General features: G+C 44.3%; 14 protein-coding genes. 11 read left to right on the top strand and 3 right to left on the bottom strand.

All coding sequences use genetic code 11. The features are described from left to right. Positions 1 to 65 precede the first annotated feature (65 nt). The 11 genes from smc to proC all read left to right on the top strand — a co-directional run bounded on the left by smc (position 66) and on the right by proC (position 12,478). The gene (smc, locus tag INF28_RS00170) at positions 66 to 3,629 is read left to right on the top strand and encodes a chromosome segregation protein SMC (protein WP_226391447.1); all 3,564 of its coding nucleotides are present in this window, start codon (positions 66 to 68) and stop codon (positions 3,627 to 3,629) included. A 12-nt stretch (positions 3,630 to 3,641) separates the two neighbouring features. After that, positions 3,642 to 4,568, top strand: coding sequence for a signal recognition particle-docking protein FtsY (gene ftsY, locus INF28_RS00165; RefSeq protein ID WP_226391446.1), 927 nt, complete (start codon positions 3,642 to 3,644; stop codon positions 4,566 to 4,568). A 130-nt stretch (positions 4,569 to 4,698) separates the two neighbouring features. Beyond that, positions 4,699 to 5,040: a 50S ribosomal protein L19 gene (gene rplS, locus INF28_RS00160; RefSeq protein ID WP_226391445.1), complete on the top strand. Its 342-nt coding sequence runs from the start codon at positions 4,699 to 4,701 to the stop codon at positions 5,038 to 5,040. Positions 5,041 to 5,128: 88 nt separating this feature from the next. Further along, positions 5,129 to 5,899: a signal peptidase I gene (lepB, locus tag INF28_RS00155; protein ID WP_226391444.1), complete on the top strand. Its 771-nt coding sequence runs from the start codon at positions 5,129 to 5,131 to the stop codon at positions 5,897 to 5,899. A gap of 11 nt (positions 5,900 to 5,910) precedes the next feature. After that, positions 5,911 to 6,762, top strand: coding sequence for a ribosome biogenesis GTPase YlqF (gene ylqF, locus INF28_RS00150; protein WP_226391443.1), 852 nt, complete (start codon positions 5,911 to 5,913; stop codon positions 6,760 to 6,762). An 83-nt stretch (positions 6,763 to 6,845) separates the two neighbouring features. Next, positions 6,846 to 7,472 (top strand): ribonuclease HII, encoded by a 627-nt coding sequence (locus INF28_RS00145; RefSeq protein WP_226391442.1) that lies wholly within the window; start codon positions 6,846 to 6,848, stop codon positions 7,470 to 7,472. Next, the gene (locus tag INF28_RS00140; RefSeq protein ID WP_226391441.1) at positions 7,469 to 7,846 is read left to right on the top strand and encodes a YraN family protein; all 378 of its coding nucleotides are present in this window, start codon (positions 7,469 to 7,471) and stop codon (positions 7,844 to 7,846) included. Before INF28_RS00145 ends, INF28_RS00140 begins: the two co-directional genes overlap by 4 nt. A gap of 3 nt (positions 7,847 to 7,849) precedes the next feature. Next, positions 7,850 to 8,800 carry a dipeptidase gene (locus tag INF28_RS00135; RefSeq protein ID WP_226391440.1) on the top strand — a complete coding sequence of 317 codons (951 nt, stop codon included), beginning with the start codon at positions 7,850 to 7,852 and terminating at the stop codon, positions 8,798 to 8,800. Positions 8,801 to 8,890: 90 nt separating this feature from the next. Beyond that, a complete protein-coding gene (locus INF28_RS00130) occupies positions 8,891 to 10,114 on the top strand; it encodes a pyridoxal phosphate-dependent aminotransferase (protein ID WP_226391659.1) in 1,224 nt (407 codons plus the stop codon). Between the two features lie 129 nt (positions 10,115 to 10,243). Next, positions 10,244 to 11,674 carry an adenylosuccinate lyase gene (gene purB, locus INF28_RS00125; RefSeq protein ID WP_226391439.1) on the top strand — a complete coding sequence of 477 codons (1,431 nt, stop codon included), beginning with the start codon at positions 10,244 to 10,246 and terminating at the stop codon, positions 11,672 to 11,674. Positions 11,675 to 11,686: 12 nt separating this feature from the next. Further along, a complete protein-coding gene (gene proC, locus INF28_RS00120; protein ID WP_226391438.1) occupies positions 11,687 to 12,478 on the top strand; it encodes a pyrroline-5-carboxylate reductase in 792 nt (263 codons plus the stop codon). Between the two features lie 88 nt (positions 12,479 to 12,566). Here the strand turns inward: proC and INF28_RS00115 are convergent, their stop codons facing one another. The 3 genes from INF28_RS00115 to aspS form a co-directional block, all read right to left on the bottom strand. Continuing rightward, positions 12,567 to 12,974, bottom strand: coding sequence for a hypothetical protein (locus tag INF28_RS00115; protein WP_226391437.1), 408 nt, complete (start codon positions 12,972 to 12,974; stop codon positions 12,567 to 12,569). A 335-nt stretch (positions 12,975 to 13,309) separates the two neighbouring features. After that, on the bottom strand, positions 13,310 to 14,533 hold the full coding sequence (gene tyrS, locus INF28_RS00110; protein ID WP_226391436.1) for a tyrosine--tRNA ligase: 1,224 nt from the start codon (positions 14,531 to 14,533) through the stop codon (positions 13,310 to 13,312). 54 nt (positions 14,534 to 14,587) lie between these two features. Next, positions 14,588 to 16,399 carry an aspartate--tRNA ligase gene (gene aspS, locus INF28_RS00105; protein ID WP_226391435.1) on the bottom strand — a complete coding sequence of 604 codons (1,812 nt, stop codon included), beginning with the start codon at positions 16,397 to 16,399 and terminating at the stop codon, positions 14,588 to 14,590. Between the last annotated feature and the right edge of the window lie 9 nt (positions 16,400 to 16,408).

Below are 16,408 nucleotides of genomic sequence, written 5' to 3'. Positions count from 1 at the left end.
ATAATCTATAATTGGATTGTTTTCAGTTTGACTGAAAAAGAAATTATAGAAAAGGGTATGGCATTATGCGGCTGAAAAGTATTGAGATGCAGGGGTTTAAATCTTTTGCGGATAAAATTTATCTGGATTTTAATCCGGGCATCACGGCAATTGTAGGACCGAACGGATCAGGGAAAAGCAATATTTCCGATGCAATTCGGTGGGTTATGGGTGAACAGAGTATCAAATCTTTACGTGGAAGCAAGATGGAAGATGTTATTTTTTCTGGGACAGAAGCCAGAAAGGCGTTGGGGTTTGCAGAAGTAACCTTGGTGCTGGATAATTCCGATCAGTATTTTTCTCTGGATTTTCCGGAAATTACAGTAACCCGACGTGTGTACCGCAGCGGGGAAGGAGAGTATTATATCAATAAAACCCTGTGTCGGCTCAAAGACATTCATGAGTTGTTTATGGATACCGGCTTGGGCCGGGATGGATATTCTATTATTGGTCAGGGGAAAATAGATAGTATTTTAAGTACCAAATCCGAGGATCGGCGACAAATTTTTGAAGAAGCCGCAGGAATTTCAAAATATAAATACCGGAAAATAGAAGCAGAACGGAAACTGGTACAGACAACGGATAACCTTACCCGGGTGGAGGATATCTTAGGAGAGTTAGAATCTCAGTTAGGGCCGCTGGAACGGCAGTCGGAAAAAGCTCGGAAATATCTGCGGCTGCGTGATGAAATGAAGGATCTGGATATTGCGGTATCCGTAATTCAGGCAGAAAACGCAAAAGGACAGCAGGCGGAGCTGAAGGAAAATATCGGTTTGCTGTCCGAACAGATCCAGAAAATCCAAAAGGAACTGGATGATACAGACGCGGAGATTTCCCAGATGTATGAGGAGATTGACCGGTACGATCGGGAAATGGAAAATTGCCGCGAAGCGGACAAGCTTTCGGTTACGGCTGTGAACGAACAGAAGAACCAAACTAATCTGTTGCTTAGCGATATAGAACATAATAAGCAGAATATGGAACGAATGGAAGAGGAAATCCACAGCAGCGGAGAAGAAATTGAACGGATTAATCAAACACTGAAAGAACACATGGAGCGGTTAGAGCAGCTTCGATTTGATAATCAGGGAACAACGCAAAGTTTGGAAGCCTTGACTCAGGAATCGCAAAAGACAGGACAGGATGTCAGCGAGCGCAGTCAAATGCTTGATAATATTCGGGCAGAAGTGATCGCCTTGACGGCTGAAATCAATACCTTGAAAGCTGCTGATAATAATTTGGAAATTTTGGAAGGCAATTATCGCAGCCGGCAAAATATAGTGGAGCAAGAACTTTCCGGAAAACAGCAGGATAAATCTGGTATGCTGGAACAGATTCGGGACAAGGAGAAAATATATCAAGAGATTGCAGAAAAAATTGCGCGTAGTCAAGACAAGATTCGGCGTTTGAATGAGAAATATAATGCTGGTAAGGTGCGACAACGTGAATTGAGTGAGCGTGGGAATCGAAATGTTATTCAGCTGAATCAACGGCAATCCCGTAGAAGTATGTTGCTTGACATGGAGCGGGAATTTGAAGGCTATGCCCGGGGGGTAAAAGGTGTCATGACGGCCTACCGGAAGGGTGAAATTTCCGGTGCGGAAATTTACGGTCCCCTTGCCCAGTTGATCAAGACGGATCAGAAATATGTTACGGCTATCGAAACGGCGCTGGGAGCAGCCAATCAAAATATTGTAACGGCGGCAGAAGAGGATGCTAAGGCGGCTATCTCTTATTTGAAAGAAAAGCGTTTGGGACGCGCCACCTTTCTTCCGGTTAGTGCAATCAAAGGAAAAAAATTTGACCGCAGCCAGGCGGAAAAAATGCCTGGCTTTGTGGCGATGGCTTCCGAATTGGTACAATGTGAAGAAACTTATAAAAATATCGTACAGAGTTTTCTTGGCGCAACCGTAATCTGTGATACACTGGATCATGCGGTTGTTATGGCAAAAAAAACCGGGCATCGTTTTCGGATTGTTACGATTGAAGGAGATGTGATTCAGGCGGGTGGCGCAATGACCGGCGGTAGTGCGGGAAAGACCACTGGTTCTTTATCTCGAACCGGAGAAATTGAGCGGTTGGGAGAGGAAATTGCAAAGTTGCAGAAACAAGTGACGGAGGAGAAGAAAGAACGGGAAGAACTGGAACGGTTGATGCAAGAACAGCAGGAAGAACTGCGGAAAGAAAATCTCCAGCAGCAGCAATATCAGCAGGAAATGGTTCGCTTGCAATCAGATTTACAGCATCAGCAGGTATTAATTGAAAATACGGAAAGCACGGCCAAACAGCTGGAAAAAGAAAATACGGATATTATAGAGAAGCTGAAGGAGCTTAGCGGAAGGAAAGAAGCAAATCAAGCGCAAATTGCCGCGCATGCAGAAAAGGTTCGGAGTATGGAAGAACAGGTGACTGCGGTGCAGAAAGAATATACCGAGTTGTCTGGAAAAAATGATGTTTTATCTTCCAAATTAACCGAGCTGAATATTGCTCGGAATACTATTTTAAAAGATATGGAACTTCAAAATGACCGTATTTCCCGTTTGAATACCGAAAAAGCGCAGCACGCGCAGGCAATTGCAGTGAAAAACAGTGATATTGCATCATTGAGAAAGCGTAATGATGAAATTTTGGTGCAGATACAAAACTTGAAGCAGAGCATGTCTGAGCAGCAAAAAGCGCTTAGTCAGTATAGGAATCAGCAGACGGAGCTTGCCCAAAAACGGGGGGCACTGGAAGAAAAACTGAGAAAACGGCAGGCTTCTGTAAAAGATGTGCAAGAACAGATGTTTCGTCTGAATCAGCAGCAGGATAGGATGGAAACACGGGTGCAGCGGTATGAAACAGAAATTGAAACCATTGTCAACCGTCTTCTGGAAGAGTATGATATGCCATACAGCCAAGCTGCAGCGGTGAAAGTGGAAGAACCCTTTGATTTTAAAGAAGCGTCTGCGCGTATCAAATCCCTGAGAGAACAGATTCGCGCCCTGGGGAACATCAATATTGATGCCATTGAAGAGTATAAGAATGTCAAAGAACGGTTTGATTTTCTTACTGTGCAGACCAATGATCTGGAAAAGGCGAAAAAAGAGTTGGAAACCGTAATATCGGATATGCTGGTCATTATGCAGGATCAGTTTGCAGCACAGTTTAAGCTGATGAATGAAAATTTTAGCCGGGTGTTCAGCGCCTTGTTTGGCGGCGGAAGGGCGAATTTGATTTTGACCGAGCCGGATCATGTACTGGAAAGTGGTATTGAGATCGAAGCCCAGCCGCCCGGAAAAAAACTGCAGAGCCTTACCTTGCTGTCTGGCGGCGAGCGGGCGTTTACTGCCATTGCTTTATTATTTGCCATTCTGGAGATCCGTCCCACGCCGTTTTGCATTCTAGATGAAATCGAGGCGGCGCTGGATGATGTGAATGTTTACCGATTTGCGGACTATTTAAAGCATTACAGCGACAAAACACAGTTTATTGTAGTTACGCACAGACGGGGCACCATGGAAGCGGCGAATATTTTATACGGCGTTACCATGCAGGAGCGGGGTATTTCTAAATTGCTTTCCTTAAATATCGATGAAATACAGCAGTAATGGAGGAGAAAGATGGGTATTTTTAATAAAATTAAAGAAAGTCTAAGCAAGACCAGGGATTCCATCAATGATAAACTGGAAACGGTGATCAAAACTTTTCGGACGGTAGATGAGGAATTGTTTGAGGAACTGGAGGAAGCATTGATTACAGCGGATTTGGGAGTGAACACTTCGCTGGAGATTATTGATAGACTGCGCAGTGCCGCGGCGGAAAAACATATTACGGACAGTAAGGCGCTCAAGGGGGAACTGGCGCAGATTTTAAAAGATATCTTAAAGGAAGGCAGCAGCAATGAACTGAATGTATTTGGATTGCCTGCTGTGATTATGGTGATCGGGGTCAATGGAGTAGGAAAAACTACATCCATTGGGAAAATTGCTAATATGTACCGTAAACAGGGTAAAGAGGTTGTGATTGCCGCGGCGGATACATTCCGTGCGGCGGCGATTGAACAGCTGGAGGTATGGGCAGAACGGGCCGGCGTGCGGATCATCAAACAGCAGGAAGGGGCAGACCCGGCGGCTGTGGTGTATGATGCCATCAATGCCTGCAAGGGAAAATATGTAGATGTACTGCTGTGTGATACAGCGGGGCGGCTTCATAATAAGAAAAATCTGATGGAAGAACTGAAAAAAATCCACCGCATTTTGGAGCGGGAGCTGCCTATGGGAGGAAAGGAAATCCTTTTGGTTTTGGATGCAACTACCGGGCAGAATGCAGTACAGCAGGCCAAGGAGTTTAAAGAAGCCGCAGACATTACCGGTATTATGCTGACAAAACTGGACGGCACTGCCAAAGGCGGTATTGTTTTTGCGATTAAAAATGAATTTGATATTCCGGTGAAGCTGGTCGGTTTAGGGGAAGGAGCCGATGATATTGCGCTGTTTGATCCGGATGAATTTGTAAATGGGATTTTGGATTTGTCAGATGAAGAATAAGAAAATGAAAAAAAGTGAAAAAAACACTTGCAAAAGGAAATTTTTTGTGGTATAGTTAATTGGTTGAATACGGATAGTCCTCTGCCGCCTAAGCTGCGGTATGAATGTCTTTGGAAAGAAAGGATAAGCTATGGATATTTTAAAGCAAATCACACAGGAACAAATCAGAACAGACCTTCCGGTTATGGCAATCGGTGATACCGTAAAGGTATATGTAAAGGTCAAAGAAGGAAACAGAGAGAGAGTACAGATGTTTGAAGGCACTGTGATTAAGAAAAATCATGGCGGCATTCAGGAAACCTTTACCGTTCGCCGTGTATCTTATGGCGTTGGAGTGGAAAGAACCTTCCCGGTTAACTCCCCAAAGATCGACCGGATTGAAGTGGTGAGACACGGTAAAGTTCGCCGGGCAAGACTTTATTATCTGCGTGACAGAGTGGGTAAGGCGGCCAAGGTGAAAGAAAAACTTTAATAGGAAACGCAGGGCAGAGGTGGTTATGAAAAATAATCACCTCTGTTTGGCATTTTCTCCGGAATGTTCACAAAGGAGTGAAGTTGATATGGAGGAGAATAAAAAAATAAACACCGAAGAAATGTCTTCCGAGACAGCCGAAACAAAACGGCAGCATGTGGCGATGGAGGAAACGGATATGAAACCAGAAGAAGAAAAGGGCTTGTTTGAGGAGAAGGAAAAAGCGGTGGTAAACTGGGGCAAAGAAATCCGCGACTGGGTGGTTGCCATTGCAGTAGCGGTGGCGTTGTCTCTTGTAATTCGAAATTTTGTTTTTACGCTGGTAAAGGTGCAGGGGCAGTCTATGGAGCCAACATTGCACAATAATGACCGGTTGTATGTTAATCGTCTGTTTTATACTCCAGAAAAAGGAGATGTGGTTATTTTTAAGCCGGCCTCTGATCCCAAGCGCCCTTATGTTAAGCGTGTAATTGCTACCGAAGGGGATTCGGTTTATATTGATTTTGATACCGGAGAGGTATATGTCAATGATCAGCTGATAGATGAGCCTTATATTAAAGATAAAACGCAGCTTAGCGGAAGCTATATTATGAGCCTTGTTGCAAAAGGCGAATACAGCAAGGATACCCCCATTGTGGTACAGCCGGGATACATTTTTGTTATGGGTGATAACCGCAACAACAGTAAAGATAGCCGTGAGCTGGGACAGGTACCCATTGATGAGGTAATGGGTGGTGCAGTATTCCGGTTCTGGCCACTGGATCAGTTCGGATCGGTACATCGTGATGCAGTTTCTACTTCCTTTCTTACCGATGAACTTTGGGAACTGCCGGAAGACAGCGAATACGGACTGGGATAAGGAGTTTTTTAATGAATTTACAATGGTTTCCGGGACATATGGCAAAAACTCGGCGCATGATTACCGAGAATATGAAGTTGGTAGATGCGGTGGTAGAATTGCTGGATGCACGGCTCCCGCTGTCGTCACGGAATCCGGAAATTGACCGGATTGTAGGAAGCAAACCCCGTGTTTTGGTGCTGAATAAGGCGGATATGGCCGACCACAATGCTACGGAAGTATGGAAAAACTGGTTCAACGAAAAAGGATATGCAGTTATTGCGGTTGACAGTCAAAGCGGACGGGGGTTTTCGGCGCTGGAGCCGGCAATTCGCCGGGTTATGAAAGAAAAGCTGGAACGGGAGCGTGCAAGAGGGATTCAAAGAAGCAGCATCCGGTTGATGGTAGTGGGTATACCTAATGTGGGAAAATCCTCTTTTATTAATCGCCTTGCCGGCCGAGGCGCGGCCCGGACGGGGGATCGGCCTGGTATTACAACGGCGAAGCAGTGGATTCGTATTGCGGGGAAATATGAACTTCTGGATACACCTGGAATTTTATGGCCAAAATTTGAAGATCCGGAAGTTGCAAAACGGATTGCTTTCACCGGAGGAATCCGGGATGAAATTATGGATCTTGAAGAGCTGAGCTGTGAACTACTTGGTTTTCTTTCTGCACATTATGCCGATATGTTAAAAGCACGGTATAAGCTTGAGGATGGACAGCTGAAAGAATCTTCGTATGACTTGTTGATGCAGATTGGGAAAAAACGCGGATGTATTGTGTCCGGCGGGAATATTGATACTTTGCGGGCTGCTTCCCTGGTGCTGGACGATTTCCGGAGTGTACGGATCGGTACCATTACTTTAGAAATGCCGGAATGAGCCAAGCTTCACACAAAAGAGATAAAAAGACAGCCGGCTTCCTGCGTGAAGCCGGTTTTGTTTTAAAGAAAAGGATGATATGGATGAAACAGTCAGATAGTAAGCCAGGATTAGAGATGGAAAATCAATGTTATGCGCAGGGATACCGGTTTCCTGCTGGTGTGGATGAGGCTGGAAGGGGGCCCCTGGCAGGTCCTGTGTGCGCTGGTGCGGTGATTTTACCGCCGGGATTGACGATAGAGGGACTCAATGATTCCAAAAAATTGTCTCCCAAAAAGCGGGATATTTTGTATGAAACCATAAAAGAAAAAGCGTTGGCATGGAGTGTTGCGTTTGTGGAACCATCGGTGATTGATGAAATTAATATTCGCCAGGCAACCCACCAAGCAATGCAAGATGCGGTCAATCAATTAAAAATTCCTGCGGATTATCTGTTGATAGATGGGAATGATCATATTCCGTTTTCCGTCCCATCGGAATATATTATAAAAGGTGATGCTAAAGTACAGTCCATTGCGGCGGCATCGATCATGGCAAAGGTGAGCAGGGACCGTTATATGATTAAGCTGGATGAGATTTATCCCGGATATGGCTTTGCCAAACACAAGGGATACGGTACAGCTCTGCATCGACAATGCATTCAGAAACTGGGTGTTTGTCCTATTCACAGAAAAACCTATATGACAGATAAGGTGCTGGGGATCAAATGAGCCGGTACAAAAAGGATTTAGGGGATTTCGGAGAACGTATGGCAGCAGAGTTCCTGATGCGTCAAGGATATGAGATTTTGGAAAGAAATTTTCGCGTTCCCGGCGGCGAGTTGGATTTGATTGCTGAAACAGATGCGGTTTTGGTTTTTGTAGAGGTCAAAACCAGAAGTAATGACCGTTTTGGACAGCCGGCGGAAGCGGTTGATCGACGGAAGCAGGAACATATGCGCCGGGCAGCGGCATACTATTTGATGCTGTATCCTGCAGAAAAAGAAGTGCGCTTTGACGTCATAGAGATATTTGCATCCATGCAGGATGGAGTGCCTTTCCTGAAGGATTTGCGGCACATACCCGGTATTATTTTGGAGGGGTGAAATATGAAACCAAGGATTTTTGATGCCCATTGTGATACGGTATTTGAACTGCAGGAGCAGAAAAAGGAGCTAAACCGGAATGATCTGCATTTGGATTTACAGCGAATGGAAGAATATGAAGGATACATACAGGTGTTTGCTGCGTTTGTGGATCAGAAATCTATTTGTGGCACATGCATGAATCACTGTATTGCCCTTTTGGAACGAATGCATCGTGAAATCGAAAAAAACAGTAAACAAATTACGTTGATTCAAACAGCAGAAGATTTGGAAGAAGTAATAGAAAAGCAAAAAATTGGGGCGGTGTTATCCATAGAAGGAGGAGAAGCGCTGGAGGGTAATCTGGCGGCACTATGGATGTATTACCGGCTGGGTGTCCGGCTGATTACCCTTACATGGAACCATGCAAATGAAATTGCTGATGGAATTACCCAATCCCGGGGCGGAGGTTTGACGGATTTTGGCCGCCAGGCAGTGGCTGCCATGGAAAGAATGGGAATTTTGATAGATGTTTCCCATTTGTCTGTTAAGGGTTTCTGGGATGTGGCGGAAATGACACAATATCCATTTGTGGCTTCTCATTCCTGTGTGAAAGCTTTGTGCCCCCATCCCCGTAATTTGGATGATGACCAGATTGATTTGTTGATCTCTCGCCGCGGTGGAATAGGAATTAACTTTTTTCCGGAATTTTTGACCCAGCGACCGGACTGTATCATCCAGGATATTTTGCGGCATATGGAATATATTCTGTGCCGTGGCGGAGATGAAACCGTTGGGCTGGGCTCGGATTTTGACGGCGTCGAGGCTTTGCCCGCTGATATGACCGGGGTTCAGGATATGGGTCAAGTGGTGCAGGCTATGTTGGATTATGGTTTTACGCAAAACCAGGTTAAAAATATAAGATTTGAGAATTTTCGCAGGATATTTCATGAAACAATGCGTCGAAGCATGTAAAAAATTATGAAAAATAACGTTGCATTTTAGAGATAGATATATTAAAATATCATATAGTATGATTTATTGGAGGTTTTAGAGGATATGGAATTGCGGATTTCAGAAAAGGCCAAAGCGATCAGCCCGTCACCAACTTTGGCAATTGATTCAAAGTTTAAGCAGATGAAAAAACAAGGAATTCCCGTTGTGGGATTTGGTGCCGGTGAACCTGATTTTAATACCCCGGAGAATATTAAGCAGGCGGCAATTAAGGCCATTGAGAATAATTTTACGCGCTATACGCCGGCTTCTGGTACTTTGGAATTAAAACAGGCGGTTTGTGATAAGATGGAGAAAGATACGGGACTGAAATATACCACGGCCAATGTGATCATTTGTAATGGCGGTAAACATGCATTGACCAATGCGTTTATGGCGATCCTGAATCCAGGAGATGAGGTCATTATTCCAGCGCCGTATTGGGTAAGCTATCCCGAAATGGTAAAAATGGCTGATGGAATTCCTGTCTATATTGAGACGGAAGAAGAAAATAACTTTAAGTTTACGATGGATCAGCTGGAAGCGGCGTTTACTCCCAAAACCCGGGCATTGGTCATCAATACGCCCAGCAATCCTACCGGAATGGTATATACGCGTGAAGAACTGCAGGAAATTGCTGATTTTGCAGTAAAACACGAAATATATGTTATTTTTGATGAAATATATGAAAAGCTGGTGTATGAAGGCCAGCATATCAATATTGCGACTCTGGGTGATGAGATCCGCAAATTGACTATTATAGTAAATGGTATGGCAAAGACTTATGCCATGACTGGATGGAGGATTGGTTACGCAGTTGCAGAAGCGCCCGTAATTAAGGCGATGAGCAATATGCAGAGCCATGCCACCTCTAATCCGAATTCTATTGCACAGAGCGCATCAGTGGAAGCATTGACGGGAGATCAGTCGTTTATTGATCAAATGAAGGCAGAGTATATTAAGCGTCGTGATTACATGGTAAAGCGGATTAATAGTATTGAGGGGCTCAGCTGTAGAGAGCCGCATGGTGCCTTCTATATTTTTATGAATGTAAAGGGTGTCCTTGGAAAAGAGCATTACGGCCGGATGATTCATACGGCGCATGAGCTTTGTGAGGATATTTTGGATCGTGCCTTGGTGGCTATGGTACCCAGTGAAGGTTTTGGACTGGATGGCTATGTCCGTTTGTCTTATGCCACCTCTATGGAAGTAATCACTACCGGACTTGACCGGATTGAAGAATATCTTCAGGGAAAAAGCGAGAAAATAGTATATTCCGACAACAGTTTGGATTAAAAGGCTTAAAGAATTTTGGCCTTTATCATCTTTGTGGTGATAAAGGCTTCTCTTATTATGAAAGATCTTGCGGCAGAAATGCCAGTTAAGAAAATATGATAAAAAACGGTATAAAAAAGGAGAATCGGTATGCAGAAAGATGTTTATGAAAGCCCTTTAAATTCCCGATATGCTAGCCGTGAGATGAAATATATTTTTTCTCCGGACAAAAAGTTTAAGACCTGGCGTAGGTTATGGGTGGCACTGGCCGAAGCAGAAATGGAGTTGGGGCTTTCCATTACGCCAGAGCAGATTGCGGAATTAAAAGAACATATGGAGGATATTAATTATGAGGTGGCACAGGCCCGGGAAAAAGAAGTGCGTCATGATGTAATGTCCCATGTTTATGCGTACGGCCAGCAGTGCCCCAAGGCGAAAGGAATCATTCATTTAGGTGCAACTTCCTGTTATGTGGGGGATAATACGGATATTATTATCATGTATGAAGGGCTTCGGCTAATCCGGAGCAAGGTGATTAAAGTAATTTCCCTGCTGCGGGATTTTGCCATGGAATACCGGAGTATGCCTACATTGGGCTTTACCCATTTTCAAGCGGCGCAGCTTACCACGGTGGGAAAGCGTGCTTCGCTGTGGCTGTGGGAATTGGTGATGGATCTTGAAAATATTGATTTTCAGCTGAGCCGTGCTGCTTTGCTGGGCTCAAAAGGGACAACCGGAACCCAAGCCAGCTTTATGGAACTGTTTGACGGTGATAATGAAAAGGTCAAGCTGCTGGATAAGAAAATCTGTGAAAAAATGGGATATAGCAAATATTACCCAGTATCTGGGCAGACTTATTCCAGAAAGCTGGATTATCAGATGCTGTCAGTTCTTAGTGGTATTGCGCAGAGTGCCTGCAAATTTGCCAACGATATTCGCCTGCTCCAGCATTTGAAGGAAATAGAAGAGCCGTTTGAAAAATCTCAGATCGGTTCATCAGCCATGGCCTATAAGCGGAATCCCATGCGCAGTGAACGGATTTGTTCTTTGGCAAGATATGTTATGGCAGATGCCCTGAATCCGGCAATTACTACGTCAGTACAGTGGTTTGAGCGTACCCTTGACGATTCGGCAAATAAGCGGATTAGTGTTGCCGAGGCCTTTTTAACGGTAGATGCGATTTTGAATATTTATATGAATGTGGCAGGTGGGCTGGTGGTTTATCCCAAAGTGATTGAGCAGCGGATTTTGTCAGAACTGCCGTTTATGGCTACGGAAAATATTTTGATGGATGCAGTGAAAAAGGGCGGCGACCGTCAGGAGTTGCATGAAAAGATTCGAATTCATTCCATGGCAGCAGGCCGTACTGTTAAAGAGGAAGGAAAACCCAATGACCTGATTGAGCGAATTGTGGCGGATCCTGCTTTTGGTTTGAATATGGACGACGTACAAAAAATCTTGAAGCCGGAAAACTTCATTGGTCGTGCAGACAAGCAGGTGGAGGAGTTTGTGGCAGAATATGTGGATCCGATTTTAGCGGAAAATGAGGTTTCCGCTGCGGAAGTAGAACTTACAGTATAGGAGGTGCTGGCGGTGAAGATTGGCTTTGTCGGAGCGGGAAATATGGCGTCTGCTTTGTTAAACGGTATGTTGTCTGCGGGTATGACAGATGTAGAAAATGTGACAATTTCGGATGCGGATTCAGCTAAGCTTGCAGTTTGGAAAGAAAAAGGGGTCAAGGTCACTTCTGACAATACAGAAGTGGAAGCGAACAGTGATCTTATTGTTTTTGCAGTAAAGCCCAATGTGATTCCGGGCGTATTAGCGCAGATGAAGGGAAACCCGGATAAGATTTATATTTCCATTGCCGCCGGTGTAAGTGTGGGCTTTTTGGAGGAAAAATTGGGCTCAGATAAAAAAATTGTGCGCACCATGCCGAATACTCCTGCTATGGTGAGTTGCGGAATGACAGTGATTTCGCCCAATTGCAATTTAAGCGATGAGGAACGGGAAATGGTGCTTCGTTTGTTTGACAGTGTGGGTGCAGCAATGATTCTGCCGGAAAAAGAATTGGAAATCGCAACGGCCATTCACGGAAGCAGTCCGGCATATATTTATATGATGATTGATGCCATGGCGGATGCTGGAGTGCGGTACGGTTTAACGAAAGCAAATGCAATGAAGCTGGCGGCGAAAGCGGTGGAAGGAAGTGCGAAAATGGTTTTGCAGACCGGTATCCATCCAGAACAGCTGAAGGATCAGGTGTGTTCTCCTGGGGGTACGACTATTGCTGCAGTTTGTGAATTGGAACGTACAGGTTTTCGTGCATCTTTGCAGGCGGCAATCGATGCCTGTGTAAAACGCAATGAGGAAATGAAGCAATAAAAGTACGGAGTGTTGTATAAAAAAACAGGATGCATCCCCGCAATAAGCGGAAAATGCGTCCTGTTTTTTGTTGTAAAGAGGAGCGGTTTTATTTAATGCCGATATGGTAACTGAGCAGTAAATGATGGATTTTTTCGAAGATCAGGCCAACCATAAACCAAAGCGGGGCATAATCTAGCCTAATGACGCCCAACACAGAGGTAGGGCCAGTATAATCCCAAGCTTGTATCCCCAGCGCTTTGAGCAATAGACCACTGATCATTTCAATCAGAAAAATCAAAATAGTCCATATACAGCCCCGCCAGAACCAATGAAAGTTGGCAATCCAGGTATGCACTGGTTCAAACAGAAATACGGCTGCACCATAAATAAAGAACATCCATATAGAGGTATGTCCCATCAGATTTTTGCTTCCGCTGGCAAGGGAGGTAAAGCCTGTCCAGATAATTTCTATATTCCATCCTAATAGTCCGTAAATAATATATCGTATCAGCATATGGATAGTATGGAAAGAATTTTTAAAATTATGCAGATTATGTAAAAACAATTAGTGGAAATTCATGGGAAATTTATAAATACAACATTGATATGGGCGGGAGGCAAGTACAGAAAAAATAAAAAAAAGACCGAGATATTTCTCGGTCGGGAGTTCCATTTAAGATGTATTATCTTAAACGGGGGAAATGAAAAAAAGATTGTTAGTTAATTGTGGTATGTATATATAATACAACATTTTGACCAAATTTTCAATAGTTAATTTTGTACAATGTGTAAAAATTGATTTTGATATTTTGTGCACATCTAACAAAACATTACAGGAGTGTTTCGTCATTACTCCAAAATAAGCTTTAAAAAGGTTTTTTTGCCTTTTTTCAGGATCAATTCACCGTTTTGGAAATTGTCAGCCGTAATATTTAGTTCAATCGATGTGGCTTTTTCACCATTGATACTAAGCCCATTTTGCTGAATTAGACGGCGTCCTTCACCTTTGGAGGGTACCAGCTCTACTGCAGTAAGCAGGTCCAGGATATTCATACCATCCTGTATGGTGGCTGCGGCAATGGGTTTGGAAGGCATATTTTCGGTATTGCCTCCGCTGAAAATAGCCAATGCGGCATCGTTTGCAGCCTTTGCAGCTTCTTCGCCGTGCACCATTTTGGTAACTTCATAGGCAAGGATACATTTCACTTTATTAAGCTCCTGACCCTCCAGCTTTTCATATTCTGCAATCTGCTCCATGGGCAGGAAGGTCACCAGTTTCAGCATGCGAATGACGTCTTTGTCATCAACATTTCTCCAATATTGATAGAATTCATAAGGCGACACCTTTTCCGGATCGAGCCACAAGGCACCTTTTTCGGTTTTCCCCATCTTTTTACCTTCAGAAGTAGTAAGAAGAGTAAAGGTCATGCCATAAGCCTGTTTGCCTTCTTTGCGCCGGATCAATTCAATCCCGCCTAAGATATTGGACCATTGATCATCACCGCCAAATTCCATTAAGCAGCCGTAATCCCGGTTCAGCTTATAAAAATCATAGCCTTGCATCAGCATGTAATTAAATTCCAGGAAGGACAGGCCCTTTTCGAGACGGGTCTTAAAACATTCCGCAGTCAGCATGCGGTTGACTGAGAAGTGAACGCCCACTTCCCGCAGAAAATCCACATAGTTCAGGTCAAGGAGCCAATCGGCGTTATTGACCATGAGCGCTTTGCCGTCGCTGAAGTCAATGAATTTAGACATTTGCTTTTTGAAATTATCCGCATTATGTTGAATGACATCCTGTGTAATCATGGGACGCATATCGGTTTTCCCGGTGGGATCTCCTACCATGGTAGTGCCGCCGCCCAATAAAATAATGGGGCGATGACCTGCGTTTTGCATATGCTTCATCACAATCAGCTGCATAAAGTGTCCGATGTGCAGGCTGTCAGCAGTGGGGTCAAAACCAATATAAAAAGTAATTTTTTCTTCCCCCAAAATTTTACGAATTTCTTCTTCGTGGGTGGTTTGCGCGATCAGACCGCGTTCTTTTAAGGTATCAAAAACATTTTGCATCGTACTGTATCCTTTCTTTTTGTTTCAGAGCAGTATTGCCGTGAAACACGAAGTTTACTTTTGTTCATTTTCCTTTTCTGGTTTTACTGTTACCGCAATGCCCAGTTCATCCAATTGCTTCTGATCTACCGGTGATGGAGAACCGTTCATTAACTCTGCTGCGGTTTGAACTTTGGGGAAAGGAATGACATCTCGGATAGAATCACAGCCGGCCAGCAGCATAACCAGCCGGTCAAGGCCGTAAGCAAGTCCGCCATGAGGCGGGGTTCCATATTTGAAAGCTTCCATCAAGAATCCAAAGCGTTCCCAAGCTTCCTCTTTGGAAAAACCTAGCGCTTCAAACATCTGTTCCTGAAGGTCAGTGTGGAAAATACGCAGGCTTCCACCGCCAATCTCGGTTCCATTTAGAATAATATCATAGGCCTTCGCCCGAACTTCTCCCGGTGTGGTTTTGAGTTTGGGAATATCTTCATCCACAGGATGGGTGAAGGGATGGTGCTTGGCAACATAGCGATTTTCTTCTTCATCAAATTCCAGCAGCGGGAAGTCGGTCACCCAGAGGAAGTTAAATTTGGTTTTGTCAATTAAATCAAAGCGTCGTGCTACTTCCAGACGCAGATTGCCCAGTGCATCGTAGACAATATTGTTTTTGTCTGCAATGATTAAGATGGCATCGCCGGGTTGTGCTCCGGTTGCATCAAGAATATCCTGTATTTCTGTTTCGGAAAGGAATTTGGTGATTTGTGACCGAAGATTATCTTTTTCTACGACAATCCAGGCCATTCCTTTGGCGCGATAGGTCTTTACATATTCGGCCAACTGATCTAAAGTCTTGCGGGTCATTTTGTCGCCCAGATTTTTTGCTACAATACAGCGGACGCTGCCGCCTTGTTCAATGGCCTGGGTAAATACCTTAAAGCCGCAGTTTTTGACGGCATCGGAAATATTAACAAATTCCATTTCAAAACGGGTATCCGGCTTATCTGAGCCGTAGCGTTCCATGGCCTCGGCATAAGGAAGCCGCTGGAAAGGCGTTTGAATGTCCAGGTTTAAAACGTCATGAAACAATTTTTTCAAAAAGCCTTCATTAATTTCAATGATGGTATCAATGTCGGTAAATGACAGTTCCATGTCCAGCTGGGTAAATTCAGGTTGGCGGTCAGCACGCAGATCTTCATCACGGAAGCATCGGGCGATTTGAAAATACCGGTCATAGCCTGCCAGCATTAAAAGCTGTTTATATAGCTGAGGCGACTGCGGCAATGCGTAAAAGCTTCCGGGATGGACGCGACTGGGGACCAGATAGTCTCTTGCGCCTTCCGGGGTGCTTTTGGTAAGCATTGGCGTTTCCAGTTCCAGAAAACCATGCTCGTCAAAGTAATCCCGTGCCAATTTGGCCACTTTATGCCGCAAAATCATATTCCGCTGCATATCCGGACGCCGAAGATCCAGATAACGATATTTCAGCCGCAGAGCGTCATTGGTATCTATGTTTTCTTCAATATAGAAAGGAGGTGTTTCAGCGCCGTTTAAAATACGCAGTTCACTGACAAATACTTCAATTTCGCCGGTTTTCATGTCCGGATTAATATTTTCCGGTGTCCGCAGGAGGACGGTTCCCACTGCGGCAATCACATATTCGCTTTTGAGCTGTTCTGATTTTTCAAATACTTTTTTGTCACTTTGGTCATTAAACGCCAGCTGAATAATGCCGGTGCGGTCTCTTAAGGTGACAAAATTAACGCCGCCCAGTTTCCGGTTACGGGCAACCCAACCGGTCAGTGTGACGGTTTCACCTTGATTTGCGGCAGTCAGCTGCCCGCACATATGGGTGCGCTTTAAGCCTGCCATTGTTTCAAATTCCATAACGATCAA

Origin of the sequence: Ructibacterium gallinarum (genome assembly GCF_014982785.1) — a bacterium.
GTDB classification, from domain to species: domain Bacteria; phylum Bacillota; class Clostridia; order Monoglobales; family Monoglobaceae; genus Ructibacterium; species Ructibacterium gallinarum.
The sequence above is the reverse complement of the archived record's forward strand: the minus strand, read 5'-3'. Positions and strand labels throughout refer to the sequence as shown.